Source organism: Thermostichus lividus PCC 6715, from assembly GCF_002754935.1.
GTDB lineage: Bacteria > Cyanobacteriota > Cyanobacteriia > Thermosynechococcales > Thermosynechococcaceae > Thermosynechococcus > Thermosynechococcus lividus.
The window spans coordinates 1,560,225-1,585,808 of the sequence record NZ_CP018092.1; the positions used below are offsets into that span (position 1 = coordinate 1,560,225).

At 55.5% G+C, this 25,584-nt stretch carries 24 protein-coding genes, 1 tRNA gene and 2 pseudogenes; 12 read left to right on the forward strand and 15 right to left on the reverse strand.

Going from position 1 to position 25,584, the window contains the following annotated elements:
- The first annotated feature begins 65 nt into the window (after positions 1-65).
- A pseudogene (locus BRW62_RS07845) lies at positions 66-2,872 on the forward strand (cation-translocating P-type ATPase).
- Positions 2,873-2,897: 25 nt separating this feature from the next.
- On the opposite strand, the gene BRW62_RS07850 reads toward BRW62_RS07845, so the two are convergent.
- Both BRW62_RS07850 and BRW62_RS07855 read right to left on the reverse strand, forming a co-directional pair.
- The gene (locus BRW62_RS07850; RefSeq protein WP_227517312.1) at positions 2,898-3,332 is read right to left on the reverse strand and encodes a hypothetical protein; all 435 of its coding nucleotides are present in this window, start codon (positions 3,330-3,332) and stop codon (positions 2,898-2,900) included.
- Positions 3,333-3,352: 20 nt separating this feature from the next.
- Positions 3,353-5,410, reverse strand: coding sequence for an NAD(P)/FAD-dependent oxidoreductase (locus BRW62_RS07855; protein WP_099798979.1), 2,058 nt, complete (start codon positions 5,408-5,410; stop codon positions 3,353-3,355).
- Positions 5,411-5,526: 116 nt separating this feature from the next.
- On the opposite strand from BRW62_RS07855, the gene BRW62_RS07860 reads away from it, so the two are divergent.
- Together BRW62_RS07860 and ureA are read left to right on the forward strand one after the other, a co-directional pair.
- A complete protein-coding gene (locus BRW62_RS07860) occupies positions 5,527-5,760 on the forward strand; it encodes a hypothetical protein (RefSeq protein WP_099798980.1) in 234 nt (77 codons plus the stop codon).
- Between the two features lie 117 nt (positions 5,761-5,877).
- Positions 5,878-6,180: an urease subunit gamma gene (gene ureA, locus BRW62_RS07865; protein ID WP_099798981.1), complete on the forward strand. Its 303-nt coding sequence runs from the start codon at positions 5,878-5,880 to the stop codon at positions 6,178-6,180.
- Here ureA and purE read toward each other — a convergent pair.
- On the reverse strand, positions 6,177-6,701 hold the full coding sequence (gene purE, locus BRW62_RS07870; RefSeq protein WP_099798982.1) for a 5-(carboxyamino)imidazole ribonucleotide mutase: 525 nt from the start codon (positions 6,699-6,701) through the stop codon (positions 6,177-6,179). The two genes, ureA and purE, sit on opposite strands and share 4 nt — an antisense overlap.
- A gap of 223 nt (positions 6,702-6,924) precedes the next feature.
- Here purE and BRW62_RS07875 point away from each other — a divergent pair, with 223 nt between their 5' ends.
- Both BRW62_RS07875 and BRW62_RS07880 read left to right on the forward strand, forming a co-directional pair.
- Positions 6,925-7,233 (forward strand): hypothetical protein, encoded by a 309-nt coding sequence (locus tag BRW62_RS07875; RefSeq protein ID WP_099798983.1) that lies wholly within the window; start codon positions 6,925-6,927, stop codon positions 7,231-7,233.
- Between the two features lie 35 nt (positions 7,234-7,268).
- A complete protein-coding gene (locus BRW62_RS07880) occupies positions 7,269-9,122 on the forward strand; it encodes an SPFH domain-containing protein (RefSeq protein ID WP_099798984.1) in 1,854 nt (617 codons plus the stop codon).
- Here the strand turns inward: BRW62_RS07880 and BRW62_RS07885 are convergent, their stop codons facing one another.
- From BRW62_RS07885 to BRW62_RS07895, 3 genes are read right to left on the reverse strand one after another with little or no spacing between them, the layout of a single operon-like run.
- Positions 9,123-9,605 carry a hypothetical protein gene (locus tag BRW62_RS07885; protein ID WP_198405943.1) on the reverse strand — a complete coding sequence of 161 codons (483 nt, stop codon included), beginning with the start codon at positions 9,603-9,605 and terminating at the stop codon, positions 9,123-9,125.
- Positions 9,606-9,616: 11 nt separating this feature from the next.
- The gene (gene ureC, locus BRW62_RS07890) at positions 9,617-11,335 is read right to left on the reverse strand and encodes an urease subunit alpha (RefSeq protein ID WP_099798986.1); all 1,719 of its coding nucleotides are present in this window, start codon (positions 11,333-11,335) and stop codon (positions 9,617-9,619) included.
- 5 nt (positions 11,336-11,340) lie between these two features.
- Entirely contained in the window at positions 11,341-11,718 is a 378-nt protein-coding gene (locus tag BRW62_RS07895; protein ID WP_099798987.1) for a YraN family protein, read from the reverse strand.
- 79 nt (positions 11,719-11,797) lie between these two features.
- Between BRW62_RS07895 and trxB the strand changes: the two genes are divergently transcribed.
- On the forward strand, positions 11,798-13,162 hold the full coding sequence (gene trxB, locus BRW62_RS07900; RefSeq protein ID WP_099798988.1) for a thioredoxin-disulfide reductase: 1,365 nt from the start codon (positions 11,798-11,800) through the stop codon (positions 13,160-13,162).
- On the forward strand, positions 13,159-13,917 hold the full coding sequence (locus BRW62_RS07905; RefSeq protein ID WP_376787937.1) for a sulfite exporter TauE/SafE family protein: 759 nt from the start codon (positions 13,159-13,161) through the stop codon (positions 13,915-13,917). Before trxB ends, BRW62_RS07905 begins: the two co-directional genes overlap by 4 nt.
- Positions 13,918-13,932: 15 nt before the next feature.
- Here BRW62_RS07905 and BRW62_RS07910 read toward each other — a convergent pair whose 3' ends face one another.
- Positions 13,933-15,420 (reverse strand): hypothetical protein, encoded by a 1,488-nt coding sequence (locus BRW62_RS07910; protein ID WP_227517313.1) that lies wholly within the window; start codon positions 15,418-15,420, stop codon positions 13,933-13,935.
- 144 nt (positions 15,421-15,564) lie between these two features.
- Between BRW62_RS07910 and ispD the strand changes: the two genes are divergently transcribed.
- Positions 15,565-16,287 (forward strand): 2-C-methyl-D-erythritol 4-phosphate cytidylyltransferase, encoded by a 723-nt coding sequence (gene ispD / locus BRW62_RS07915; RefSeq protein WP_099798990.1) that lies wholly within the window; start codon positions 15,565-15,567, stop codon positions 16,285-16,287.
- Here the strand turns inward: ispD and BRW62_RS07920 are convergent.
- The 4 genes from BRW62_RS07920 to BRW62_RS07935 all read right to left on the reverse strand — a co-directional run bounded on the left by BRW62_RS07920 (position 16,263) and on the right by BRW62_RS07935 (position 18,944).
- Positions 16,263-16,652 carry a hypothetical protein gene (locus BRW62_RS07920; RefSeq protein WP_099798991.1) on the reverse strand — a complete coding sequence of 130 codons (390 nt, stop codon included), beginning with the start codon at positions 16,650-16,652 and terminating at the stop codon, positions 16,263-16,265. The two genes, ispD and BRW62_RS07920, sit on opposite strands and share 25 nt — an antisense overlap.
- A gap of 112 nt (positions 16,653-16,764) precedes the next feature.
- Positions 16,765-17,946 (reverse strand): aldo/keto reductase, encoded by a 1,182-nt coding sequence (locus BRW62_RS07925; protein ID WP_099798992.1) that lies wholly within the window; start codon positions 17,944-17,946, stop codon positions 16,765-16,767.
- Between the two features lie 131 nt (positions 17,947-18,077).
- Positions 18,078-18,287: a hypothetical protein gene (locus tag BRW62_RS07930; protein ID WP_099798993.1), complete on the reverse strand. Its 210-nt coding sequence runs from the start codon at positions 18,285-18,287 to the stop codon at positions 18,078-18,080.
- Between the two features lie 6 nt (positions 18,288-18,293).
- Positions 18,294-18,944 (reverse strand): DUF3318 domain-containing protein, encoded by a 651-nt coding sequence (locus BRW62_RS07935; RefSeq protein WP_099798994.1) that lies wholly within the window; start codon positions 18,942-18,944, stop codon positions 18,294-18,296.
- 116 nt (positions 18,945-19,060) lie between these two features.
- Here BRW62_RS07935 and BRW62_RS15225 point away from each other — a divergent pair.
- Positions 19,061-19,219: pseudogene (locus BRW62_RS15225) on the forward strand (transposase); the annotation flags it as partial.
- Positions 19,220-19,366: 147 nt separating this feature from the next.
- Here the strand turns inward: BRW62_RS15225 and moaA are convergent.
- The 4 genes from moaA to BRW62_RS07960 form a co-directional block, all read right to left on the reverse strand.
- Positions 19,367-20,332 carry a GTP 3',8-cyclase MoaA gene (moaA, locus tag BRW62_RS07945; RefSeq protein WP_376787917.1) on the reverse strand — a complete coding sequence of 322 codons (966 nt, stop codon included), beginning with the start codon at positions 20,330-20,332 and terminating at the stop codon, positions 19,367-19,369.
- 117 nt (positions 20,333-20,449) lie between these two features.
- Positions 20,450-20,523: transfer RNA gene (locus tag BRW62_RS07950), tRNA-Asp, on the reverse strand.
- A 32-nt stretch (positions 20,524-20,555) separates the two neighbouring features.
- Positions 20,556-21,821: a bifunctional folylpolyglutamate synthase/dihydrofolate synthase gene (locus BRW62_RS07955; RefSeq protein ID WP_099798996.1), complete on the reverse strand. Its 1,266-nt coding sequence runs from the start codon at positions 21,819-21,821 to the stop codon at positions 20,556-20,558.
- 27 nt (positions 21,822-21,848) lie between these two features.
- A complete protein-coding gene (locus BRW62_RS07960) occupies positions 21,849-22,607 on the reverse strand; it encodes an MORN repeat-containing protein (protein ID WP_198405944.1) in 759 nt (252 codons plus the stop codon).
- Between the two features lie 142 nt (positions 22,608-22,749).
- Here BRW62_RS07960 and BRW62_RS07965 point away from each other — a divergent pair, with 142 nt between their 5' ends.
- From BRW62_RS07965 to groES, 3 genes are all read left to right on the forward strand, one after another.
- Positions 22,750-24,261 carry an ammonium transporter gene (locus tag BRW62_RS07965; RefSeq protein ID WP_099798997.1) on the forward strand — a complete coding sequence of 504 codons (1,512 nt, stop codon included), beginning with the start codon at positions 22,750-22,752 and terminating at the stop codon, positions 24,259-24,261.
- Positions 24,251-25,066: a carbohydrate ABC transporter permease gene (locus BRW62_RS07970; RefSeq protein ID WP_198405945.1), complete on the forward strand. Its 816-nt coding sequence runs from the start codon at positions 24,251-24,253 to the stop codon at positions 25,064-25,066. The genes BRW62_RS07965 and BRW62_RS07970 overlap by 11 nt, the downstream gene beginning before the upstream one ends.
- Positions 25,067-25,249: 183 nt before the next feature.
- A complete protein-coding gene (gene groES / locus BRW62_RS07975) occupies positions 25,250-25,561 on the forward strand; it encodes a co-chaperone GroES (RefSeq protein ID WP_099798999.1) in 312 nt (103 codons plus the stop codon).
- Positions 25,562-25,584 lie beyond the last annotated feature (23 nt).

Sequence of the window (25,584 nt, forward strand, 5' to 3'; positions counted from 1 at the left end):
AAGCCCCTGCAACATTAATCCCAGAAAATAGGTAAAGATGGGAGAAGTCAGTCTCGTTCTTTGCCATGGAATCATCCTCTGTGAGTCCTGCTCCCCCTTGGCACCACCTCAGTGCCGATGCTGTGATCGCTCAGTTAGGGAGCGATCGCCACCAAGGACTAAGCCATGAGGCCATTCAACAGCGACAGGCGCAGTACGGTCGTAATGAACTCATTGAAAGTGGCCGGCGACCTAAGTGGCAGATTTTGCTGGATCAGTTTCGCAATATTATGCTGATCATGCTCCTTGTGGTGGCGGTCATTTCTGGGGTGTTAGATATTGTTGAAGCCCTCGAAGAGCAGACAATCCCGTTTCCTAAAGATGCGATCGCCATTTTAGTGGTCGTTATCCTCAACGGCATTCTTGGGTATGTTCAGGAAGCCCGCGCCGAGGACGCCTTAGCCGCCCTCAAAAGTATGGCTGCCCCCAAAGTGCGGGTGCTCCGCGAAGGAAAAATTACTGAAATTGACTCGCCAGAACTGGTGGTGGGGGATATTTTCTTTCTGGAAGCAGGGGTGAAGGTGGCTGCCGATGGCCGCCTGATCGAGGCTGTTAACCTACAAATTCGCGAAGCGGCTCTCACCGGTGAGGCAGAAGCCGCCAGTAAAAATGCTGACAAACTCTTACCAGAGGATACAGAACTGGGCGATCGCGACAACTTGGTGTTTGCGGGTACTGAAGTCAACCAAGGGCGCGGGGTCGCTGTGGTTACCGCCATTGGCATGAACACTGAACTGGGTAAAATTGCCGCTGCCTTAGACGCCGTTGAGCAGGAACCCACCCCCCTACAAAAACGGATGACAGAACTGGGGAATCGGCTGGTGTGGATCGCCCTTGTTCTTGTGGCTGTCGTGGTTGTGGGGGGCACTCTTTACGATAGAGCCTTGTTCGGGCACCTTGTTGAAGTCTCCCTGAGTATGGCCGTCGCAGTGATTCCCGAAGGCTTGCCTGCGGTGATTACCGTCACCCTTGCCCTAGGCACCCAGCGAATGGTGAAACGCCATGCCCTCATCCGCCGCTTGCCAACCGTGGAAACCCTTGGGAGCGTCACCACGATCTGCTCCGATAAAACCGGCACCCTGACCCAAAATAAAATGGTGGTGCAGGCGATCGCCACCCCATCCTACCGCGCTAAGGTCAGCGGCCATGGCTATGATCCCACAGGCGAATTTTACGATATAAGCGCCACGAGTGCCGATGCGCTGTACGAACGCCAACTGCTGCTGCTGGCCGGTGCCTTGTGTAACGATGCGCTGCTGAAGCAGCACGCTGCCGAGTGGGTTATTTTAGGAGACCCCACTGAAGGGGCGCTGTTGCCCCTTGCCCTCAAAGGAGGGCTAGACCCCAGTGCTCTGCGGCACAATGCTGAGCGCGTGGTTGAATTTCCCTTTGATGCCGATCGCAAGCGCATGAGCGTCGTGTATCGCACCAGTTCTATCCCCCACTTGCCAACCGATGCCCCCTATTGGATGGCCACAAAAGGTTCTCCCGAGCTAACCCTAGAGCGATGCCAATGGCAACAGGTTGGAACGGCGGTGACACCGCTGACCCCCGAGAACCGCCAACACGTTCTTGCAGCAAACAACGACTTAGCGGCGCAAGGGCTACGGGTGTTAGGACTGGCCTACCGCTACTGGGCAGAGCCACCGGCGGCTGATGCCGTTGAGTCCAGCGAACAAGATCTGGTCTGGTTGGGTTTAGTGGGCATCTTGGATCCACCGCGCCCGGAAGTCCTAGAGGCCGTGGCCACCTGCCGCACCGCAGGCATTCGCCCGATCATGATTACCGGCGATCATCAACTCACTGCCAAAGCCATTGCCAGTCAAATTGGCATCTGTAACTGGGGCGATCGCGCCCTCACCGGTCGGGACATTGAAAAATTCACCCCCGCAGAGCTGGATGCTGCCACCCTAGAGGTCAACGTCTATGCGCGGGTCTCCCCCGAACACAAGCTGCGGATTGTTAAATCCCTACAGCACCACGGTGATATTGTGGCCATGACCGGCGACGGGGTCAACGATGCCCCTGCCCTCAAGCAAGCGGATATTGGGGTTGCCATGGGCATTACAGGCACCGATGTGACCAAGGAAGCCAGCGATATGGTGCTCTTGGACGATAACTTTGCCACCATCGTTGCGGCCACAGAAGAAGGTCGAATTATTTACAGCAACATTCGCCGCTTCATTAAGTACATCCTTGGCTCGAATATTGGCGAGGTTATTACCATTGCCTCCTCACCCCTGTTGGGCTTAGGGGGAGTGCCCTTAACTCCTTTGCAAATTCTCTGGATGAACCTTGTAACCGATGGCTTGCCTGCCCTTGCCTTGGCGGTTGAACCCGGAGATCCCGATGTGATGAAACGCCCCCCTATCCCCCCAATGAAAGTATTTTTGGCCGCGGCTTGGGATCCTACATGGTGCGGGTTGGGCTGATTTTAGCCATCGTCAGTATTACCCTCATGGTCTGGGCCTACGGCTATACCGCCACCCATCCAGTAGAGGGGCTGGAACCCGACCGCTGGGCCACCATGGTCTTTACGACCCTCTGCCTTGCCCAGATGGGTCATGCCCTTGCCGTGCGCTCCACAAGCCGCCTCACCCTAGAAATAAGCCCAAGGTCTAACCCCTACATTTGGGCATCAGTCATCTTGACCACCTGTTTACAACTTTTACTGATCTATGTGCCAGCCCTGCGACGGTTTTTTGGCACTCACCTACTGTCCGCCACCGAGTTAGCGGTTTGTATTGGCTTTAGCTCCCTTGTATTTGTGTGGGTCGAGCTAGAAAAACTACTGCTACGCTTCCTGAGGAAGCGCGCCCCCCTTGAGTTGTAATGCTTTAATCGCCTGTGAACCCACACTAGGTGTTGAGCACCTCTAGAATCTGGTGGCTGAGGTGGCGTAATTGCTGTTGTAGCTCTAGCAAGGGCAAGTTATTGCCACTGAAGATGCCGCCGCCAATGCTGCTAAAGCGCCACTGCTCACTCATATAACTAAAGCCAACGATGTCTAGCCCAATGGCGCGGCGCTGGGGCATCTCGGAATCGCTATAGAGGCGAATCTGCAGCAGCAGACTACGGGCTTGCCAGCGGCGGCTCCACCCAGGCAGATGGAAGCCAATGTCAATGGAGTCCGGATCCATGAGATCGCGGGTGTGGGGATCATCTGCCCATGGCTGTAAGTCTGCACGCAAATCGCCATTGCACTGCTTAAACAGGTGGACGATCGCCCCCAGTTTACTGGCCATTTGCAGGGTAACGGCTTGCTCCGCTGCATTCACCTTTGTGTTCTCCACAACACCTTTGCTTCCCAAGGTTAGCGAGGAGATACGGCTTGATCAACTGCTGGGGGGGTGGCAGGAGCGGTTGCGGGCGTTAGGGGACGGTCTAGGCGCGGTTGCCCCACCGAGTAGGTAAGGGCATAGCTTTGCACTAACAACCAGAACCAAAGGGAGGGGGCAAGGGGTTCTAACCATGGCTGAGCGTGCCGGACAAGGGGCGGCAACCAAGGGGCAAACAGCGCATGGTACACCGCATCGAGGGTGAAATTCAGGTAAATGAACAGCCAGCGCAGCAAGTCCGCGGTGCCCGCCATTTGCCAAATCCACCACAGTAGCCCCGGATTCTGCCAAGCAGCGCGCAGTGCCATCCGGTTAAAGGGCAGCCAGCCGGCGCGATCTTTAATAAAGCGATCCACCAGTTCAGGAGATTCTTGGCCGAGAATGCCAAAAAAGGTGTTGAGCATTGCATTCACGCGCTCCGGCGGCAGGGGGCGATCGCTGGGCACCATCATCCCCCGCGAAAATAGCCATGTAACCGCGGTATTACTTTGATAGGCGCGAATTTGGTTGAGGAATGGCTGTTGCACTAGATCATGGCGCAGGGCGGTATCCAGTAAGTCCGTGAGGCGCGGCAAGTTGCGCACTAGGGAGCCAAAGCCCGTAAAGACTAGAGGCGACTGCAACGAGGCGGCATCGCCAATGGCCAGCACCCGATCAACGGCAACGGCGCGATCGCCGCGATGGTGACTAAAATGGCCCGGAATGTAGCCAAAGGTGGGCTTGACCCAGGTGAGTTCCTCAAGGTTACAGCGACGATACTCTGGCAAAATGCTAAAAAAGTCTTCGTAAAGCTCTAGCAGCGACCCCGGAAACTGCGGCTCAATACGGTGGTAGTGAAACAGGTAAATGGTGCGCTCCTCCCCTGCCCCGGGAAACAACTCCCAGATTAACTGCCGCCCCCGCGAACTATCGCCATGGCTGTGGAGCACATCCCCGTAGCGGCCATCCCACACCTCTGGGGAGATCCCCTTCACAATCGCGCCAACGGTGGGGCACACACTGTCAAAGGCACGGCCACCATTCAACTGCCGGGCAATGGGGGAGGCCGTGCCCATCGCATCAATCAGGACGCGGGCGATCGCCTGCTGCGGCGTCCCCGTGTGGCGCTGCTGTGCCTGTACCACCACGCTATTGGGGTGCACCGTTGCCCCCACAAAGTCGGTGTAGTCCCAAATTTCGCCCCCTGCTTGGCAGAGTTTTTGGCCGCACAACCGCAAAAATTTCGCCGAGTCAAGGGCAATATTCAATACCGTAGGCGTATGGAGAACAGGGGCGCGGCAATGGGCAGGGCTGGTGGCATCAAAAAATTTGTTGAATCCATCTAAATATTCGCAGGCAATCACGCTTTCAAATTCAGCGGCGGTAAACAAGCCCAAATCAATCAGGTTCTGAAACTCCGCTCGCGAAATATTCCACTCCCGATTCATCCGGCCAAAGGGGAGCCGCTCAATCAGCAACACCCGATAGCCCAGACGGGCCATCACCGCTGCATGAACAACCCCCAGGGCACCCCCCACGTACACCAAGTCGTAGGTGGGCGCTTCAGAGGGACTAGTCACTCGTTGCAGCACTGGCACCGGCGGGGTGGGACGCTGCACCCCGTCGCGCCAACGTTGCTCCCACCAGTAAACCCGCTCCAAGTCGGCTTCCCCGTGGGGCATCTGTTGAAAGTACTTAACCGTCAGCGGATAGCGATCGCCCAAGGCGGCAAAAATTGAGGTGCCCTGCGGCCATGGGGGCGGTACGACCGGCTGCAACGGAAATGCAGATCGGATTGCGGTGCTCAACTGTTTGACACAGGCGGCCTCTTGCGGCCATGGCTGCGTGCCCCATCGCACGACCTTGAGGTAGGTTGTCCGCTGCAAATTCCAGAAAAACACCGCCAGTTGCGTCCCATGGGGGGGCAGTTGCCAACATCCACCGCTCGGCTTCGGGGCGATCGCCCCCACCATAGGCTGAAACGTCTGCTGTAACCATGTAATGACTGCCTTGGTATCTGGTGTTGGAATCTCAGCGTAGAACAGTTCTTGCATTTTGTTTCAAATGTGCGGTAAGGGGCTTGACAGAGCCAAAATTTAACGTAAACTGCACTGTACTCACTTAATAGTTTAAGAGAGTTTACAGTTTCTCAGAATTGCCCTGTTGCCCTATGTATTATCCCATCCCACGGAGTTTCGAAGAAATGGCCGCCCTCAGCCACTACCCCGTTAGTGAAGAGCTGGTCGCTGCAGCGATCGCCGGTATGATTACCATCTGCCGTGCCCAAGGCCACACCCTTGCCGATGTGCAGGCATGGGTTCTAGATGACGATGACCTACTGGATGCCAAAACTCGCCAATGGTTGAGTGATGTGGTAGAGGCGGCATGGTCGAGTGTGGGTTAAGGGGTGGCAGACTCTAGGGCGCCGCCAAATGGGTAGGGATGCTAAGCCATACAAACATACAAAACATACAATACGTACAATAAGGCGTGAGCCTAGTGTTGATCTCTACCCTAGCCTATGCAACTCTCCCCCCAAGAAAAAGATAAGCTCCTGATTTTTACAGCGGCTCTTGTGGCAGAGCGGCGCAAAGAACGCGGCCTCAAACTCAACTATCCCGAAGCGGTAGCCTACATTTCAGCCGCAATCCTAGAAGGAGCACGGGAAGGGCGCACAGTCGCCGACCTCATGAACTACGGTACCACCCTGCTGAGGCGCGATGAGGTCATGGCAGGGGTGCCAGAAATGCTCTCAGAAGTGCAAGTAGAAGCAACATTCCCCGATGGGACGAAACTGGTGACGGTTCACACCCCCATTCGCTAGCTCCCTTGAGCCTCCAGATAGGCCGCAGCCCCGATGGCCTGCAGGCGGGTATTTTTAGCCGTCACGGTATTCCGCAGCTGCTCGCGATAGGCGATCACTTGGGCTAATAGCTCGGCATTATGACTTGCCAGCAGTTGCACCGCGAGTAGCCCGGCATTCTGGGCATTCCCGATCGCCACGGTGGCCACTGGGATGCCAGCGGGCATTTGCACAATCGAGTAGAGCGAATCAACGCCCTGTAAATGACGACTGGGCACCGGCACGCCAATGACGGGCAAGGGGGTCAACGCCGCAATCATCCCCGGCAAGTGAGCCGCGCCACCCGCCCCCGCAATAATGACCTTAATTCCCCGTTGGTGGGCACCTTGGGCAAACTCCACCATCGCCAATGGGGTACGGTGAGCTGAAAGAATGGCCACATCGTAGGGAATGGCAAACTGCTCACAAATGGCGATCGCACCGTGCATCGTCGGCAGGTCAGAATCACTGCCCATCACAATGGCAACAACAGCGTGGGACATGAAGATACCGTGAAGTTAAGCTGCAAATTCGACACAGTTTGTCATACTACACCGCTAAAGTTAGGATTGGTTCCCGGAAATTTGTATATTTATTGCAAAGGCTTTAATCTTCAGGGCAGTTTTCCTAAAATTCGAGTACCTTGCTGTCCCAGCTTACTCTGGAACGGCACCCCCAACCACAAAGATTCGCTTACTGCCTACCCAAGCCGCGAGGATAGCCCCCATGCCTAACGAGTTGCAAAAGTACCGTTTCGTCTGCACCCTCACCTTTGGGGATATTTACGGTCAGGTGATTGTTTGGCTCATTGTGATTTTTATTGGTCTAGCGGCCTCCGTCACCCTCTACAATAATCCAGTTCAAGCCTTTTTAGTTGGTGGCTTAATCCTAGTGCTAACCCTCCCCTTTTTACTGTTTGCGTTTGTCACCACCTTACTTAACCATATTGAAATGCGCCCAGTGGCGGTCGGCGAAAAGAAAAAGCGTAAGGATGCTGCAGTTGCCTCCTCTGCAGGAGTGGCCCCTGCCAACTAGGCGATCGCCCCCATGCCACCCCCTGAGCCATCCCTATGCTGTATTGGTTAACGTTTTTAGAGACCTTACCTAGGCCAACCCTGCCAGATCCCCCCCGTCCTAGGGTTGAGACCCCTACCGCTACTGCACTGGTGGCCGAGGCACCCCCCCTCATCGTTGGCAATCTGGGTGGGGTAGGTAGCCTGCTGGTTTTTCCGGGGTTGATTGCGGGTATTGTCATCCTTCTGTTGATGAGCATTTGGGCCTATACCCGCGTTTACGTTATTACCCCTAACAACGAAGCCTTTGTGCGCACAGGCGGTATTTTTGTTAAAAAGAAAACCGTCATTCTCAATGGTGGCTGTATTGTCTTGCCGGGGTTTCACGAGCTAACCCGGGTGCCGCTGCGGGAAATTTCCATTGATGTCGAGCGCACTGGCAAGTTAGCCGTACGCACCCAAGACTACCTGCGGGCGGATATGCGAGTGACCTTTTACGTCTGTATTAACGCCACCGAAGAGGATGTGCTAACGGCAGCGGCGCGCCTCTCCCAAAATAATCGGATTACCCCCGAAGATATTAAGAACGCCCTAGAAAAACGGGCCGATGATGCGATTCGGGCAGCAGCAAAGCATAAGTCTCTGGCGGAAATTGATTCGGATAAATTAGGTTTTGCCCAGGAAGTCCTAAATTTGGTGCAACAGGATCTACAAAAAGTTGGCCTAACCCTGAACAACATTGCTATCTCGGAAGTGCAAGAGAGCGACACCTACGACGAAAATAATTTCTTTGATGCCCAAGGTGTTCGCCTGCGCACGGAAACCATTCAACGCTCGATTCAACAAAAGCGGGAGGTCGAGCTTTCGACGCGGGTGGCCATTGAGCAAAAAGAACTGGATGCGCAAAAACGCTCCCTACAAATTCAGGAAGAGCAAGAAGCGGCACTGTTGAGTCAGCGGTTGAAAATAGAAGCCCTCAAAGCCCAGCGAGAGCGGGAAATTGAAGAAGCGAAAGCCGCAGAGGCCGCCGCAACCCAGCGAGCAAAGTTGCTACAAGCACAATTGGTTGAGGAAGAAGAAATTCGCAAAAAGCTAGCGATTCGGCAGAAGGAAATTGAAGCCAGTATCGAGCTTGAGGAAAAAAATAAGCTCCTTAAGGTAACGCAAGCGCAGCAATTGCAAGAAGCAGAAATTGCCGAGATCAATCGGCAGCAACAGGTGGAGGCTAATCGTCTCCAAGCCCAAGTGATGGTGGCCGAGTCTGAACGCTTGGCACGGCTGGCGCAGGAAGATGTGGCGATCGCCGTGGCCACCAAGAAAAAAGAAAGCCTTATGGCCGAAGCGGAGCGGGCGCGGGCAGAATCTGCGGTCACAACGGCCATCGAAGTGGAAAAAGCTGATCGCGAGAAGCATTTGGCCATTATTGCCGCAGAGCGCGAAGCGGCTGAAAAGCGCGTCCTTGATCAGAACGTGGTGGAAATTGATGTGTTCCGCCGTCGTCGCCAAGCCGAAATTGCTCAGCAGGCAGCAGAACTGGAAGCTGAAGCGATTCGCACCCTTGCCGCAGCTAACCGCGATAAAGCCATGGCCGAAGCTGCGGGGCTCGAAGCATTGCTTGCCGCCAAAAATGTCATTAGCACTGCCAACCTAACGGCGCAGGTCATTACTAGCCTGTGGCCGGAGTTAGCAAGCCAGTTACCAGAGGTGCTCAAAGCCCTTTCCCCTCAGCCTGGGGTCATTGGGGATGCTAAGATCTACGCCTTCCCAGGGGCAAACGGTGCGGGTGCGCCAGAGATTAATAAACTGTTACTCTCCACCAGTGGGCTGGCCTTGATCAATGCTCTCTTTGAAGAGGGTAAGCTGGGGGTTTTACTGGCGCAAATTAAACGTCTATTGCAGGATGAAGCATAGTTAGAGCCATGCGGCCAGAGCAGTCAGCACCCCTAACCCCAGCAAAGCAAGCCAAATAAAGGCATTGGGTAAGGGGGTTGCCGGGGGTGGTGGCTCTTGGGGCTTTGGGGATGCCGCGGCGGTCGGTTTAGGGATGCCAGCGTAGGGGGACTCATAGGGGCGATCGCCCACCTGGGAAAGATCGGGAATTTGACTGTACCACTCAGGGCGGCGCTTGAGCTGGGGTGCCTGCAAAATAGCGAGCAATCGCCGACCTTCCTGCCGAGTGTAGCGATCGGGATGGCGCTGTAGCTGCCGACATAGGGCTAAGGCCGCAGCCTGATCTCCTAGGGCACTGTAGGCCATCACGAGCCAAAGATGGATTTCGCCAGTGCAAACAACATTGCCCTCCGCAAGGGTTGCCGCCTGCTCCAAGAGGGTCACCGCTTTAGAATACTCCCCTTTTTCCAATGCTTGCTGCCCCCGCTGCAATAGGGCTGACACTTGATGCTCCATCAAAACAAAAAGTAGCGCTGGGCAAGGGGTAACACGGTGGCGGGTTCACAGGTGAGCAGTTCACCATCGGCGCGCACCTCGTAGGTTTCTGGATCTACCTCAATGTGGGGCAGATAATCGTTTAGTTTCAGGTCAGCTTTCCGGAGCTGGCGAATATGGCGCACCGGCAGTACTGGCTTTTGCATAGAGAGTTGTGTGGGGATATTGTTGGCAATACCCGCCTGAGACATAAAGGTCACTGAAGTGGCCGTACAACAGCCGCCGTAGGCAGCAAACATGGGCTGCATATGCACGGGCTGGGGGGTAGGAATACTGGCGTTGGCATCCCCCATTTGGGCGTAGGCAATCAGCCCTCCCTTAAGCACCAGTTCTGGTTTGACTCCGAAAAAGGCCGGTCGCCACAGGCACAGATCGGCAATCTTACCCACCTCCACCGACCCCACGTACTCCGCAATGCCGTGGGTGATGGCGGGGTTAATCGTATATTTGGCAACGTAGCGGCGAGCACGAAAGTTATCGTGGCTGGCAGCAGCATGGCTGGGGTCGCTGAGGTGCCCTCGCTGTACCTTCATTTTGTGGGCAGTTTGCCACGTGCGGATAATGCTTTCCCCGACCCGTCCCATGGCTTGGGAGTCGGAGGAGATAATACTAAAGGCACCCATATCGTGCAAAATATCTTCGGCGGCAATGGTTTCGCGGCGAATCCGAGACTCTGCAAAGGCTACATCTTCGGGAATGCTCGGGTCAAGGTGGTGGCACACCATTAACATATCGAGGTGTTCATCTAAGGTGTTGATGGTGTAGGGTCGGGTGGGGTTCGTGGAGGAGGGCAGCACATTAGCCTGACCGCAAACCTTGATAATGTCGGGCGCATGCCCTCCCCCAGCACCTTCGGTGTGGTAGGCATGGATGGTGCGGTTTTTGAAGGCGGCGATGGTATCTTCCACAAACCCTGACTCGTTGAGGGTGTCGGTGTGGATGGCAACTTGGATGTCGTAGGCTTCAGCCACACTCAGGCACGTATCAATGGCTGCTGGGGTGGTGCCCCAGTCTTCATGGAGTTTGAGGCCAATGGCTCCTGCTTCCACTTGCTCGTTCAGTCCTTGGGGCTGGCTGCTATTGCCTTTGCCCAAAAAGCCGAGATTGACCGGGAAGGCATCGGCAGCCTGTAGCATCCGATAGAGGTTCCACGGCCCAGGCGTGCAGGTGGTGGCGTTGGTGCCGGTGGCAGGGCCTGTACCGCCGCCAATCATGGTGGTGATACCACATGCGATCGCCGTAACAATTTGCTGGGGACAAATAAAGTGAATGTGGGCATCAATACCGCCAGCGGTGAGGATCATGCCTTCGCCAGCGATCGCCTCGGTGCCAGGTCCAATGATAATATCCACCCCTTCTTGGGTATAGGGATTGCCCGCTTTGCCAATCTTGGCAATTTTGCCGTCCTTAATGCCGACATCGGCCTTGACCACCCCCCACCAATCGAGAATCACCGCATTGGTAATGACCACATCCACAGCACCCTCGGCATTAGGGATAGGGGACTGCCCCATGCCATCGCGGATCACCTTGCCACCGCCAAACTTCACCTCATCGCCATAACAGGTATAATCCTGCTCGACTTCAATGAAGAGTTCGGTATCCGCTAAGCGCAGGCGATCGCCCACGGTAGGACCATAGGTTTCCGCATAGGCTTGGCGATCCATCCGATAGCTCACGGGTGTTACTCCACAGTAAAGGCATCTTCTAAATACTGGTGTACTCGATAGCATCCCCCCACCGGAGAGGGCTGGTACAGCACCAATGCTACATCAAAGCGACAAGGACTGTCGTGCCATTGGGGATGGGCCTGCAGAAACTCCTGAGCGGTGCCAATGAGTTTTTGTTGCTTGCGGTGGGCGATCGCCTCGAGACCGTCAGCATCCCAATTCTGGGGGCGGCGGGTTTTTACCTCCACAAAGGCCAGCACCCCACCGGGACTGTAAGCCACAATATCTAGCTCGCCCCGACGACAGCCCCAATTGCGGGCTACGATCTGCCACTGTTGCGCCCGCAACCACCTCACCACCGCTTCCTCGCCCCCATTGCCAATCCGACGCATAAACCTCTCTCCCCTTGCTTGCTCCTAGGAATCAGGCTACAATCAGATAACTCATAGTCGTTTCGAGTTTACTTTAGTCATGACATCGCCACGGATTGAAAACGTTGTAATTATTGGTTCTGGGCCGGCGGGCTATACTGCGGCCATCTATGCTGCCCGTGCCAACCTCAAGCCTTTTATGTTTGAAGGCTATCAGGTGGGAGGGCTACCTGGCGGCCAACTGATGACCACCACCGAGGTGGAGAACTTCCCCGGCTTTCCCGAGGGGATTCAAGGACCAGAGTTAATGGCGCGGATGAAAGCGCAAGCCCAGCGCTGGGGCACAGAACTTGTCACTGAAGATGTGATCCAAGTTGATTTTAACCAACGTCCCTTCCTCATTAGCTCCGCCGAGCGGCAGGTCTATGCCCATGCGGTCATCATTTGTACAGGGGCAACGGCCAAGCGGCTGCACCTGCCCGGCGAAGAGCAGTACTGGACGAAGGGGGTGTCTGCCTGTGCCATTTGCGACGGTGCCACGCCCATTTTCAAGGAGGCTGAGTTGGCAGTGATTGGCGGTGGCGACAGTGCTGCGGAAGAAGCGGTTTACCTGACCAAGTATGGCTCCCATGTCCATTTGCTGGTTCGCAGTGACAAAATGCGCGCCAGTAAGGCGATGCAAGACCGGGTGCTGGCCAATCCCAAAATTACCGTTCACTGGCATACCGAAGCCCAAGAAATTCTGGGGGATGGCCACCTGATGACGGGGCTACGGATTCTCAACAAGGCCACGGGAGAAGAGTCTCAACTGGCGGTGCGGGGGCTATTCTATGCCATTGGCCACACCCCCAATACCCAATTATTTAAGGAGTTTCTGGAACTGGATAGTGTTGGCTATATCCTGACCCACCATGGCACCCAGACCAATGTTGCTGGGGTATTTGCCGCTGGGGATGTTCAGGATCATGAGTATCGTCAGGCGATTACGGCGGCGGGAACGGGGTGTATGGCGGCGCTGGAGGCCGAGCGGTGGCTTTCGGCACAGGGGTTGATTCAGGAGTTTCACCAGACGGTTGAGGAGGCCACGGTAACCGCACCCCCCACGCCATCCGCCTCAGCCACCGTAGAGTTTGATCCGACGGCCACAAAGCACCGCGGCAGCTATGCCCTGCGCAAGCTCTTCCACGAGAGCGATCGCCTGCTGCTGGTGAAGTACGTCTCCCCCACCTGTGGCCCGTGCCATACCCTCAAACCCATTCTGGATCGTTTGGTGGATGAATTTGAGGGAAATGTCCAACTCGTTGAAATTGACATCACTGAGGACAGCGCCATTGCCGAGCAAGCGGGGGTCACCAGCACCCCCACCATTCAGCTGTTCAAAAATAAGGAACTGCTGGAGGTGATCGTTGGCATGAAGCCCAAAAGCCAATACCGCGAGACGCTGCAACGGTATCTGAGTGCCTGATGAGCAGCCTTGAGATACTGCTGATTGCCCTAGCGGGGATAGGGGCAGGGTTCATCAATGCCATTGCCGGTGGGGGCACCCTCATTAGCTTTCCGATCCTGATGGCGGCGGGGGTGCCGCCGATGGCAGCCAACATCACCAGCACGGTGGCATTGGTGCCGGGCTACTTGGGGGCAACGCTTGCCCAGCGGCAGGATCTGCAAGGTCAAGGGGCACGGCTGGGGTTCCTGGTTCCCGCTAGTGTGCTGGGGGGGATCAGTGGGGGTGTTTTACTCCTGAGCACCAGTGAGCGGCTGTTTGGTTTTTTGGTTCCCTACCTCATTCTGTTGGCGGCACTCCTGTTGGCACTGCAAGACCCAGTGCGGCGCTGGCTCTTGCAACGGAGACCGCACGGGGGCGGCGGCAGGCTGGCGTGGGCGATCGCCCCGGTATTTCTGGCAGCGCTCTACGGCGGCTACTTTGGCGCAGGGCTGAGTGTGATTCTCCTAGCCACGCTGGGGATGGTACTGGAGGATACCTTGACCCGGCTCAATGGCCTCAAACAACTCCTCGCCTTTGCGGTCAATGGGGCAGCCGCTGCATTTTTCCTCTTCTCGGGACAGGTGCTGTGGCCAGTGGTGCTAGGGATGGCGATCGCCGCTGTCACTGGGGGGCTACTGGGCGGTAAGGTAGCTCGCTTTGTTGAGCCTAGGGTGCTGCGCCTGATCGTGATTGCCGTAAGCGTCATCGTCGCTATCCTCTACCTTGTGGCCTAGGGAGACCTCCCGCCCTTAAGACTGACGCCGCTGGAGATCCCGCTCAAGAGCCTGCTGTAAACTACGGGTTTGATCGAGGACGGTTTCAATCCCCTCACTGTGGGTTTGGCGGACAAAGGTAATTTTCAGTTCCTCTAGCCATGTTACCAGTAACTCCTGAATGGCTTTACCCACCTGTTCGCGCTGCATTTCTTGGATGAGGGTTTGACCAAATTTCTGCGCCAGTTGACTGACCAGCAGGGTGCCTTCGCGCGGAAGGCTGGCTTGGCTGTGGGCACTGCGCTCTATTAACCCTAGCAGGCGATCGGTAAGCTGTTTGGCAATGTCGTGCCGCCACTGAGCCGGTAGTTGCTGGAGGGCAGGAATTTCCGTCAGGCGGCGATAGGGCGGAGCTTGGCGAAACACTTGATCGACGCTGTAAGCCACCAGTGCCTCGATGTCTGGCCGCAGTTCCGGGATCACTCGGTACAGCACCACCTGAACCATCAGGGCAGCCACCTCCCCCAGTTCATCCACATCATTGCTGGCCGCCAGATCCCGGGCATGGGGGAGCCAACGGCCAAATTGTCCCCGCTGGATGGCTTTTTGAAGCTGAGTGAGCACCTGCAGAACCACCACTTCAGAAACGTCCGTGGCGATCGCCGCCACCACCCCCTGAGACGCTTGCTCTTCGAGGCTATCTAGACAGATCACGTCCGCTTGGTCAAGGCGAATAACAACTGGGATAATCCGCAGCCATCCCCATGTCGGCGCTAACCACCAAAAGGGGAAAAAGAGCAGGACATCGTACCAGCGCCACAGCATGGCATCCCGCCAATGGTACGCCCGATACTGGCGACTCAACCAAAAGGTACGCGCCAAAAACTCCACAAAAAACAGCAGGTTAAAGGGAATATCAATGGCATCAAAGTGGTTGATAAAATTGCCATCCTCACCGTAGGCGCGCCAATAATTGCTGGCCATCAGGGGCACAATGTGCTGCTCAAACCATCCTAGATTCTGCTGCCAGTCGTTGGCGTTGATGTAGGCCGGACTCCAAAAGCGTGAAAACGCCTGTCGAGACGAGGCCTCACGATTCCCAAATACCTTAAGCCGCATCAGGTTCTTAATGCGCTCAAGGGTGCCCGTTTTGTTGGCAAGGGCAAAGGGATCGGTGTCCACTATAACTTCGCTGTGCCGCCGCAACTGTGCCAGTAAGGCTGCGGTGGCTGGGGCATCTACCCCCTGGGTTTCAATGGTTTGCCGCAGTTGGGCAACCATGGCGATATACTGCTCGGTTTCGCGGTGGGGTTCAATGCCTTTAATGGGATCGTACAGTGGGGCGATCGCAAAGGGCTGAGGAACGTAAATGATGCGCTGAATCAGCGGAATGCGAACTTTCCCCAATAGCCAAAAGTCCCGTAGCGGAATATAGGTGAGGTCAAAGAGCACTAAGAGCAAGTTCACGCTGGCGATCGCCACCATGATGCGTTCGTACGTCCGGTTGAGAGGCTTATCAAACATCAGCACAACTCCATCACACCGCAGCTATTCCAGTCTCTCCTATCGCGCTGATCTTGGGCTGGCGTTACTGCCCAAAAAAATGAGGAGCGCATGGAAGTACGACCATCTGTGGCAAGATGGGGGCGATGTAGAGTTTGATCACCAATGCACATCCTCATTCCTGCGGCTGGAATGGGCAAGCGGATGGGAGCTGCCCAGAACAAATTACGCTTGAGCGTGCTAGGGCAACCGCTGCTGGCATGGACCCTACAGGCGGTTGCCGCTGTACCGGCCATTGAATGGATTGGCATCATTGGCCAGCCCGAGGATTTCCCGGTTTGGCAGACCCTCATTACCGATTTAGCCATTCCCCAACCTATCCTGCTGATCGAAGGGGGTGATACACGCCAAGCATCTGTATATAACGGCTTGCGCGCCCTGCCTACCCATGCCAGCCACGTCCTGATCCATGATGGTGCCCGCTGCTTGGCTACACCCGCCTTAATTGAGCGGTGCGTTCAGGCACTGGAGACCTATGACGGATTTGTGGCAGCGATACCTGTAAAAGACACGATTAAAATCGTGGATGCGGCTGGTGTCGTGAGCCAAACACCGGATCGCAGTACGCTGTGGGCAGCACAAACGCCGCAAGGGTTTCGGGTCGATTACCTCCTCAACGGTCATGCCACGGCGGTAGAGCAGGGCTGGGAGGTGACCGATGATGCCGCCTTATTTGAGCGACTCGGGCACCCCGTCCACATTGTCATGGGTGAAGACACCAACCTTAAAATTACAACTCCCAGCGATCTCCCCCTTGCAGAGCGCATCCTACAGCATCGCTGGGAGCATGGCTTGGGTTCCCCTTATGCCAAGGTTTCAGGGCAGTAGCCCAAGCCCTGAATAAACTGTTTGCGAAACGCCTCAATGTCATCGTAGTTGGGAGTCCCGTGGGAGACCACAGCCACTTGGTAGCGGCGCATCACATCTACCATGGGTTGTCCTGTCTCGAGTGCCCATAGTGCCATTTTCAACGAAATCCCCGGCGTGTAGGGAAACCCCAACTCGTTTAAGAAGGCGCGAAAGTTTCCTGCTTGCTCATCAGATAGGGGTGTGTGCATTTTAACCCGCACCACCCAGCCATCCACCTGATGAATTACTGTGACAAACTGAACCGGCAACTTAGCATATTCGTGTAAGAATTGCACAACCCGCAGGGTAAGGCTGGCGTTGCTCAGGTGGTAGATGAAATCCATAGTGTGACCCTCTTACCCTTACACTTTCATTGTCGGTGACCCACCTGCCGCCGCCTAGGGGAATTCTCCGCGATCGCGTGGGGGAAACTCCCCAATCTCCCATGAGGGCTGTTCACGCTTGTGACAGTCGTTTTTGCGCCGCCCCCGCAAACAGTTGGTGGGCGCTCTTGAGAATGGCAGGAATGGCTTGGCGATGGGGACTCTTGGCTAAACAGGCGCTGAGGTCTAACTGATCAACGTGAGCTGCATTAGCTCCCGGAAACCAGTGACCGCCGTTCCCGAGTAGGTTATAGCGCATACGGGCATAGTCCACCAAGTCGTAGGCTTGGGCTAAGTTCCACAGCCAAAGAATCGTAGGAATATTCACCTCGCCGGGCGTGTGGTGATAGGGGGGCAGCCCGTGGTGCCATGTATGGTACCAATCAGCGCCAAGGCGTTCAATGGCAGCCTGCTCTAGCCGCGCTACAATCGGCGGCAGCAGCATCTCGGCTTGGTTCAGTAGGCTTAAGACCTCGAGATGGGCCTCAAAGTCACTGGGGCGAGCTGCCCCCACACTGAGGGTATGCACCTGAGGATGCGAAAGACAAAAGAGATCATTAAAGACCATTGGACTCAACGGAGCGCATAGCTGGGAAAGGCGAGGGGGTGGGTTGTACAGCATTCCCCCTTTGTCCGCAGGGCTAATGATAAAGACCCCCATATCCCGGGCGTGAGCGTCTAGAATGGCAGGCCAATTTTGTTGGTTGATGTAGTACCAGTGCAAGTTCACGTAGTCAAACACATCACTGGCGATCGCTTGGCGAATCACCTCAAGACTGCCGTGGGTAGAAAACCCCACAAAGCGGATACGGCCTTGGGCTTGGAACTGGCGCACCACCTCCAAGCATCCCCCCGGTCGCAGTACCTGTTCAAGGTGTTCCGGTAAGTTAATGCCGTGGATGCCCAGCAAATCAATGTAATCCAGCCCCAGATTCTGCAATGAGGTTTCTAAATTCTCACGAAAGTCTCTGGCATTGGCTCGCGGCCCAACCTTGGTTTGCACAATTAGTTTTTCTCGGGGCAAGCGCGGCAAAATTTTGCCCAACTGCACTTCCGAGGTACCATAGCCACGAGCCGTTTCGATATGGTTAATGCCGAGGTCTAAAGCTCGCTGGATAGTCGCTTCTAAATTCCGCTGATTCTCTGCCGGAATGGTGCTAGGGGGCACGTCCTGCCATGAAAATTGATAGCGCATCCCCCCACAGGAGAACACTGGCATGGCTAAATTAGTGCGACCAAAACGACGATAGAGCATTGGACTCCCCCTTCAGAAATTCAGGCGGCAACAAGTTCAGCAAAGACGAGTGTGGCCTCCTGTGCGAGCGCCGAGTGGCATCGGTCGCGGTGGTACAAACGGAGAGCCGTGGCCATTGAGTGCCTGCTGGCTCAAAGGGAACTGTCTCGCTTTTTCTTGGTGACCTGTCGCCATAGGGTTGGCACAAAGAAAATAAGAAAGGCCACCTGAGCGGTAAAGGTCCAGCCGTAGTACCGCAGTACAGGATGGAGATCAAGCTGCCCCATCACCCCCAGACTGGCCATTGTCCAAAACAGAATAAGCGCCGGCACCAGCAGGCGACGATTGCGAGAGGTAGCCATCGGGGGTTACTGCGGTAAGGTGTCAGTTTGCAGGTTTTGCATCCGGGCTTTGGCTTTGGCGGCACTTTTTTTCAGCGCCTGTAGGCGTAGCTCATAGCGTTTGCGTTGGCGACGGTTGGGGCTTTGCTCAATGAGTAGTTTGAGGGCACTGCCCAAACTTTTGTAGGCATTGGGCAGCTCGTAGCCGAACCGCGTGGCGAGGGCGATCGCCCGTTCATCTGCTGCGATCGCCTCCTTAAGAACTTTTTCACCGTTATTACGTTGATACAGTCGCCAGCCAGAAAAGCCACACAGTCCCAGTGCCAGCAACAGGAGTAAACCATCCTGTACCCAGAGTTCACCCACGGCGCCACCCAAGCCAATGGCTAAGGCCGCCATTTCCCAACCGTCGCGAGGAATAGTGTCATTTTGAATCCGCGCCACCTCATGCCAAAAGAGTAAATTACGTTGATCCTTTGCCAGTTGATCCCACCGCGCTAGGTCGATCTGAATTTCCACCTCATCCTTGCCAATTTCTTCGCAGGTAATCAGAGGCGGGTTCACGCCACTGGCCGGCTCAATCATTACCCAGCTTTGCAGTTCAGGCGGTAGCAGTGCCTTGAGGCGGCGCAATTCTGCTAAGTCAGAGCGAGCCACTGAGGAAGCAGCAGAGGTCATAGCACAGTCCTAAGATATAACGTTATTTTACAGCTTGAGAGTATCTATGAAGCTCACACCACCCGCTGACGCGAGGTAGTGGTGTCGGTGCTAACCTGAGAATTGAGAGTCCACAGATCACTAGCCGAGAAATCAGGAAGGAATTTCGTGCTTTCCTAAACTCCTACTACTGGAAGCCTTTCTTCTGGAAAAGGGGTTATGGATTTGTTTCCGCTGGTGGGGCATCTCTGGAAATCCTGAAAGAGTACATTGAGAACCAGGGCTACAAGGACTAGATCTATTGGCAATTCCGCTTTGCTCCATTGCCGCAACCTAACCCCACCCTGCTAAAGCGAGGATGGGGAGTGCGGTCTAACTTTGTTCAACCACTCAAAAAACCGAGTTATTGCCATTTGGAATTGGTATGTTCTAAGAATATGGCGCTAACCTCCGATCTGATACATGGCATGGTGAACTTCAGCAGCCCGAATCGCCGGTTTCATGCCAAGAACTTGTTGATAGGCCTCTTGTCGTGCCTGAGCATCCAGCCCTCGCAGAGCGACCCCCGCTTCTTTGAATAAACATGCCCGCAGAACCCCATCCGCCGAGAGTCGCCAGCGTGAACAGTGATGACAAAAAGGCTGCGACTCTGAGGCAATGAACCCAATCTGGGCACCACAGGCGGTGACAAAGTTAAAGGACGTGGCATCTTGGGGACGGGGCACAGGTTGCAGATCGTAGTGACCTTGGAGTTGGCGAATCATCGCTGCCGCACTGATAAATTGACTATGGGGTAGATGACAGGCATAACCAATGCGCATTAGCTCCAAAAACCGTACCTCAATCCCTAGGGATTTTGCGTATTCCACCATCGAAACTAGCTCGTGATCGTTGACCCCCTGCATCACCACCATGTTGAGCTTGACCTGAAACCCTTCGTTCACCGCACGGGCGATCGCCCCTTTCACCACCTCCAACTGTTGTCCATGGGTAATGGTTGCAAAGGTGTGCGAATCAAGGCTATCTAAACTGATGTTCAGCCGCCGTACTCCATACTCTGCCAACACACCTAAATAACTAGATAAACGCAGGCCATTGGTGGTCAAGCTCAAGTCTGGCACCCCCACCGCTGCTAACGCCGCGAGAATTTCAGGAAATTCTGAACGCAGCAGTGGCTCTCCCCCCGTCAGCCGCACCGCCTCCACCCCTAGGGCAACCAGTTCTGCCACAATGGTCGCGTATTCCGCCACCGTCAGGTAATGCTGTGGCGGCATAAAGGTTGCGTCTGTTGGCATACAGTACGTACAGCGCAAATTGCAGCGATCGGTAATCGAGAGACGGAGCTTGCGAATGCGCCGCTGGTGAGTATCTACAAGGTGTTGGCTTGGGGGACTGGCAACCATAACCATCCTGCGTGACATCCTCCCGACACTACCCCTACGGGTACAGGGCGGGACGTATTGCTTCCCGAACCCCTCATTAGTTAAACCCAAGGGCAGGTTCCATTCACCTACTCTTGAGAGCAACGGGACTGACGGGGCTCGAACCCGCAACTTCCGCCGTGACAGGGCGGTGCTCTAACCGATTGAACTACAGTCCCAATTTTTGAGCGATCTTTAACCTAGCAAAACCCTACAGCGCTGTCAATACACCATTGCGGTGAACCCCTAGCACAACCGCAATGAGATAGAGGGAGCCACACACAACCGCATGGGGAGGAGATGCCGCTAACGCCTCTAGTATGCTGCCAAAACACCGACACTCTGCCACCTCAGGACAGCATTGGCGTGCCAGCGCAGCTAAGGTATCGAGGTCGGCGCTCTGGTGCGCAGGCACAGGCACCAGCCAGAGGCGATCGCCCCGTCGCAGAAGTTGCTGGAGAATCCCGGCGTGATCTTTGTTGGCCAGCATCCCCACCACCCAAGTCACTGTCGGCCACCCCAGTTGATCCACGTACTGCCGCAGATAGGCGGCTGCTGGCGCGTTGTGGGCACCGTCAATCAAAAGGCCTTGCCCCTGCCAAGATAACCATTGCAGTCGCCCTGGCCAGCGGGTTTGCCCCATCCCCATTTCAATAGCCTCAGGCGCAATGGACCAACCCTGCTGTTGGAGTTCTTGCACCGTGGCGATCGCCAACGCTGAATTCACCAGTTGCATCTCCCCAGCAAGGGGCAATGGATAGTCAATCCCCCGCCAGGTTGCCCACCCGGGGCGCGCCGACCACTGAGCCGGCTCAGGCCACACCGCAGGGCACTGTAGCTGCTCGAGGCGAGTTTGGATAACCGCTTGCGCTTCTGGTGGCACTGGTCCAATGATTGCGGGTCGGTGGGATTTGAGAATCCCCGCCTTTTCACCGGCGATCGCCCCGAGGGTATTGCCGAGGCGCTGCCAATGATCCCAGCCAATGGAGGTAATCACACTCACCAAGGGGGGTGGGCAGACGTTGGTGGCATCGAGCCGTCCCCCCAGCCCCACTTCGATAACCGCAATGTCCACCCGCTGCTCAGCAAAATACAGCCATGCTGCAGCAGTGACCAATTCAAACTGGCTGGGCTGGTAGGTCAGTTGGGGTAGCACCCCCTCGATCCGGCGAATCAGCGCTAAGAAATCGTCCACGGCAATTGCCGTACCATCAACGCAAATGCGCTCACACCAACTCAACAGGTGCGGCGAGGTGTAGCGACCAGTGCGATAGCCCGCCGCCCGCAGGACACTGTCAAGGTAGGCGCAGACTGAGCCTTTACCATTGGTGCCTGCCACATGGATCAAAGGAACCCGCTCCTGCGGTGCTCCGAGGGCACTTAAGAGTTCTTGGATAGGCTCTAGCCCCAAACGCACCCCAAAACGACTGTAGGGTGCGAGGGCTGATGTAATGGCATCTGTTGACGTTAAAGGCACAGAATGAGAGCATCCCCCAAACGAATGTTAGCGGGGTTCGCGGCGACCGTTCCGCCATGTTGCTACCAAGCGGGAGCCGTCGGGCAGTGTAAACACCCCTTGCCCATCGAACAGGCCATTGCGAAAATTCCCCGTATAGCTGGTGCCATCCCCAAAGGATAGCGTCCCCATTCCATGGTACTGACCCGCTTCAAATTTGCCTTCGTAGCGGGTACCATCGGCAAAAGTTAAAACGCCATTGCCATGAAACTGGCCATTTTGGAAGTTGCCTTCGTACCGTTGACCATTGGCCAGCTCTAAAATCCCTTTGCCATTGAAGACCCCATCCACAAACCCGCCTTCGTAGCGACCCCCATCCGCATAGGTCAGCACTCCTTGGCCATGGTAACGACCATTGCGAAACTCCCCCTCGTAGCGGTTGCCGTTAGCCATCGAGAGAATCCCTTGACCGTTAAAACGACCATTCAGGAGTTCTCCTTGGTAAGTGCTGCCATCGGGAAGGGTCATTGTCACATCCCCCGTAACCCGCTGACCTTCATAAACAGCAATTTGCGCCATCGCTGGGAGCAAAGGAAGCGTTAACACCCCCAACCCCAGCAGGGCAAGAACAAGGCTGTTGGGGGCGATCGCCCGAGGGCGGACGAGGGCAAGGCTAGGGCAACGCAAATTAGTCAGCACTGGATACTCCGAACACTTGCGGGCAATTGCAACTTTCTTAACTGGCACATGCAGCAACCTATGCAGAATTTGGGCAGTGATTCCGGTATTTTGTAATTGCTGATACATTTGGCCGCGCTCCCCTTCAGGGATGATCAAGCAAGGAATTGCCTATATTGCTAGTTTGCGGCTCAACCCTTGGTATCCCTTAAGAGTTGAGGCTGGTGGGGGTATCTGTAAATTGTCTTCGCGTGACTGGAAAACTAAACCTATGAAGCTGCGCTCTGTGTCCCGTCGTTGGTTGCGTTTGAACCATCCCTTGAGTTGTTTGCTGTACCTACCCCTGCGCCGTACCCTGCTGGTGTTTGCTGGGATGATTGGGGTGCTCTCGGCAACGGCTGCCCTTGGCCAAGATACTGCCGCCTCGAGCGATATTCCCGAAGCCGTGGCGGTGGTGCTCAATACGCTCTGGGTTCTTTTTGCAGGGGTGTTGGTATTCTTCATGAACGCGGGCTTCGGTATGCTGGAGACCGGCTTTTGTCGAGCTAAGAACGCAGTCAACCTCCTCTCAAAAAATCTCATCGTCTTTGCCCTCTCCAGCATTTCCTTTTGGTCCATTGGGTTTGCCCTCATGTTTGGGGATGGCAACGCCTTCATGGGTTTGAGTGGTTTCTTTTTGCTAGGCTCCGATAACAGCCCCGCCACGGAAAACTACAGCGGAGTTTACGACGCTCTGAGTTGGGCAGCAGTCCCCTTGTACGCCAAGTTCTTTTTCCAACTGGTGTTTGCCGGTACAGCCGCCACCATCGTCTCAGGGGCAGTTGCTGAGCGCATTAAGTTCTATGCTTTTTTTGTCTTTAGCTTGTTGTTGGTGGGGATCTCCTACCCAATTACCGGTCACTGGATTTGGGGTGGGGGTTGGTTGCAGAAGATGGGAATGTGGGACTTTGCGGGTTCAACGGTGGTTCACTCCGTCGGTGGTTGGGCGGCCTTGATGGGGGCAGCACTGCTTGGGCCGCGCTTAGGCCGCTATATGGAAGACGGCTCAGTGGCGGCGATCCCTGGCCATAATTTTGCCATTGCTACCCTTGGTTGCTTAATTTTGTGGTTAGGGTGGTTTGGCTTTAACCCGGGCTCGACCATGACCGCAGATCCACTGGCGATCGCCCACATTACGGTCGCAACCAATATGGCCGCCGCCTTTGGTGGGGTTACGGCAACGGTAGTCTCCACCTTGTACTTTGGTAAGCCGGATCTCTCAATGATCATTAACGGCATTCTGGCAGGCTTAGTCGCCATTACTGCCCCCTGTGCCTTTGTTACCCTTGAGAGTGCCATTCTCATCGGGATCATCGCGGGTATCATCATTGTGTTTTCAGTGGTTATTGTGGATCGTCTCAAAATCGATGATCCGGTCGGTGCCATTTCCGTCCATTTGGTCAATGGTATTTGGGGCACCTTGGCGGTGGGTCTATTTGCCGATGGCCCAGGGAAGCTCTACGAAGACGGTCCCCTTAAGGGGTTACTGTGGAGCGGGGATGTGACCCAACTGTGGCATCAGTTAGTGGGAGTGCTAGCAGTAGGGGGCTTTACAGTACTCTTTAGTACGGCAGCTTGGCTATTACTGAAGGTAACGATGGGGATTCGCGTGTCTCCAGAGGAAGAAATCGAGGGGTTGGATATTGGCGAGCACGGGATGGAAGCCTACGCCGGGTTCCTATTCCGCGAAGAGGTCAAGGGCTTTGTGGATCTGCTGAAACGGATGTCTGGGAGTGGCCGCTAGGTTCCGCACTGTTGGGTTATCACTGCTGTTGGGGCTAGGCGCCGTGCTGCTGCTGAGTCCCTTAATCGTTGTGGTGTGTACCTCCGGCTGGCCTGCGGGTGCACTTCCTAGCCAACTGCTGCCGCCTCAGGGGTGGACATGGCAGAGCTACCAAAGCGCTTGGGCGCAGGGGCATTTTATCCGTGCCTTTGCTAACTCTACCCTAGTGGCATTGGCGGTAACGGCCTGCCAGCTATTTACGTCCGCGTTGGCGGGCTACGCCTTAGCGCGCTTACAGTTTCGCGGCCAGCAGTTGATTCTGGTGCTGATGCTGGCAACGCTGGTTATTCCCTTTCAACTGCTGGTGATCCCAATCTTTTTGATCTTGAAGGCAGGCCATCTGATTAATACCTACGGCGCGTTAATTCTACCAACGGCTGCCAATGGCTTCGGGGTCTTTCTGATGCGGCAATTCTTCTTGACCTTGCCCGTGGCACTTGAGGAAGCAGCGTTCTTGGATGGCGCTAGCCGCTGGCAGGTGCTGTGGCATATTTTGCTGCCCCTGAGTCGGCCTGCCCTCGTCACGCTATTTATCTTTACTTTCATTGGCGAGTGGAATGACCTGTTTAAGCCCTTGGTGTTTACGACGAAACCGGAACTGGTGACGGTGCAGCTTGCCTTGGCGAACTTTCAGGAACAGTTTACAAATGACTGGCCGCTGATGATGGCCGCAGCCGTGATTGCTACGGTGCCGGTGATTGTGTTGTTTGCCCTTGGCCAGCGACAGTTGATTCGCGGCATTGCCACGACTGGCCTGAAGTCCTAGGGTGCCGTTCGGAAAACCGTACTGCAACCCGAGTTGCGATCGCCAACACCCTCTCGCTACATTAGCACTCGGAGGTAGAGAGTGCTAACACCAACGTCTCGACTCCTTGACTGCTGCGCGATCGGACAGAGCCGTGCAGCATGACGTTTACCCTTACTCTTACGATTGGGAGATCAGTACGCTATGGCAGCCGTATCTCTAAGTGTTTCAACTGTAAAGCCTTTGGGCGATCGCATTTTTGTCAAAGTCAGCGAAAGTGAAGAACGCACGGCTGGGGGCATCTTGCTGCCCGACAACGCCCGCGAAAAACCCCAAGTGGGTGAAGTCACCGCCGTTGGCCCTGGCAAACTAAACGACGACGGCAAACGCCAGCCAATGGATGTGAAAGTGGGCGACAAAGTGCTGTACTCCAAGTATGCCGGTACCGAAGTCAAGCTAGCCGGTGAAGACTACGTTCTGCTTTCGGAAAAAGACATTCTGGCAGTGGTTGCCTAATCACTTGCCTTGCAACATCTCAT

Excerpts from the sequence above, each read along its gene's own strand:
- BRW62_RS07855 (WP_099798979.1), bottom strand. The coding sequence starts at position 5,410 with ATGCAAGAACTGTTCTACGCTGAGATTCCAACACCAGATACCAAGGCA.
- BRW62_RS07860 (WP_099798980.1), top strand. The coding sequence starts at position 5,527 with ATGTATTATCCCATCCCACGGAGTTTCGAAGAAATGGCCGCCCTCAGC.
- ureA (WP_099798981.1), top strand. The coding sequence starts at position 5,878 with ATGCAACTCTCCCCCCAAGAAAAAGATAAGCTCCTGATTTTTACAGCG.
- purE (WP_099798982.1), bottom strand. The coding sequence starts at position 6,701 with ATGTCCCACGCTGTTGTTGCCATTGTGATGGGCAGTGATTCTGACCTG.
- BRW62_RS07875 (WP_099798983.1), top strand. The coding sequence starts at position 6,925 with ATGCCTAACGAGTTGCAAAAGTACCGTTTCGTCTGCACCCTCACCTTT.
- BRW62_RS07880 (WP_099798984.1), top strand. The coding sequence starts at position 7,269 with ATGCTGTATTGGTTAACGTTTTTAGAGACCTTACCTAGGCCAACCCTG.
- BRW62_RS07895 (WP_099798987.1), bottom strand. The coding sequence starts at position 11,718 with ATGCGTCGGATTGGCAATGGGGGCGAGGAAGCGGTGGTGAGGTGGTTG.
- trxB (WP_099798988.1), top strand. The coding sequence starts at position 11,798 with ATGACATCGCCACGGATTGAAAACGTTGTAATTATTGGTTCTGGGCCG.
- BRW62_RS07910 (WP_227517313.1), bottom strand. The coding sequence starts at position 15,420 with ATGTTTGATAAGCCTCTCAACCGGACGTACGAACGCATCATGGTGGCG.
- ispD (WP_099798990.1), top strand. The coding sequence starts at position 15,565 with ATGCACATCCTCATTCCTGCGGCTGGAATGGGCAAGCGGATGGGAGCT.
- BRW62_RS07920 (WP_099798991.1), bottom strand. The coding sequence starts at position 16,652 with ATGGATTTCATCTACCACCTGAGCAACGCCAGCCTTACCCTGCGGGTT.
- BRW62_RS07925 (WP_099798992.1), bottom strand. The coding sequence starts at position 17,946 with ATGCTCTATCGTCGTTTTGGTCGCACTAATTTAGCCATGCCAGTGTTC.
- BRW62_RS07930 (WP_099798993.1), bottom strand. The coding sequence starts at position 18,287 with ATGGCTACCTCTCGCAATCGTCGCCTGCTGGTGCCGGCGCTTATTCTG.
- BRW62_RS07935 (WP_099798994.1), bottom strand. The coding sequence starts at position 18,944 with ATGACCTCTGCTGCTTCCTCAGTGGCTCGCTCTGACTTAGCAGAATTG.
- moaA (WP_376787917.1), bottom strand. The coding sequence starts at position 20,332 with ATGGTTATGGTTGCCAGTCCCCCAAGCCAACACCTTGTAGATACTCAC.
- BRW62_RS07960 (WP_198405944.1), bottom strand. The coding sequence starts at position 22,607 with ATGTATCAGCAATTACAAAATACCGGAATCACTGCCCAAATTCTGCAT.
- BRW62_RS07965 (WP_099798997.1), top strand. The coding sequence starts at position 22,750 with ATGAAGCTGCGCTCTGTGTCCCGTCGTTGGTTGCGTTTGAACCATCCC.
- groES (WP_099798999.1), top strand. The coding sequence starts at position 25,250 with ATGGCAGCCGTATCTCTAAGTGTTTCAACTGTAAAGCCTTTGGGCGAT.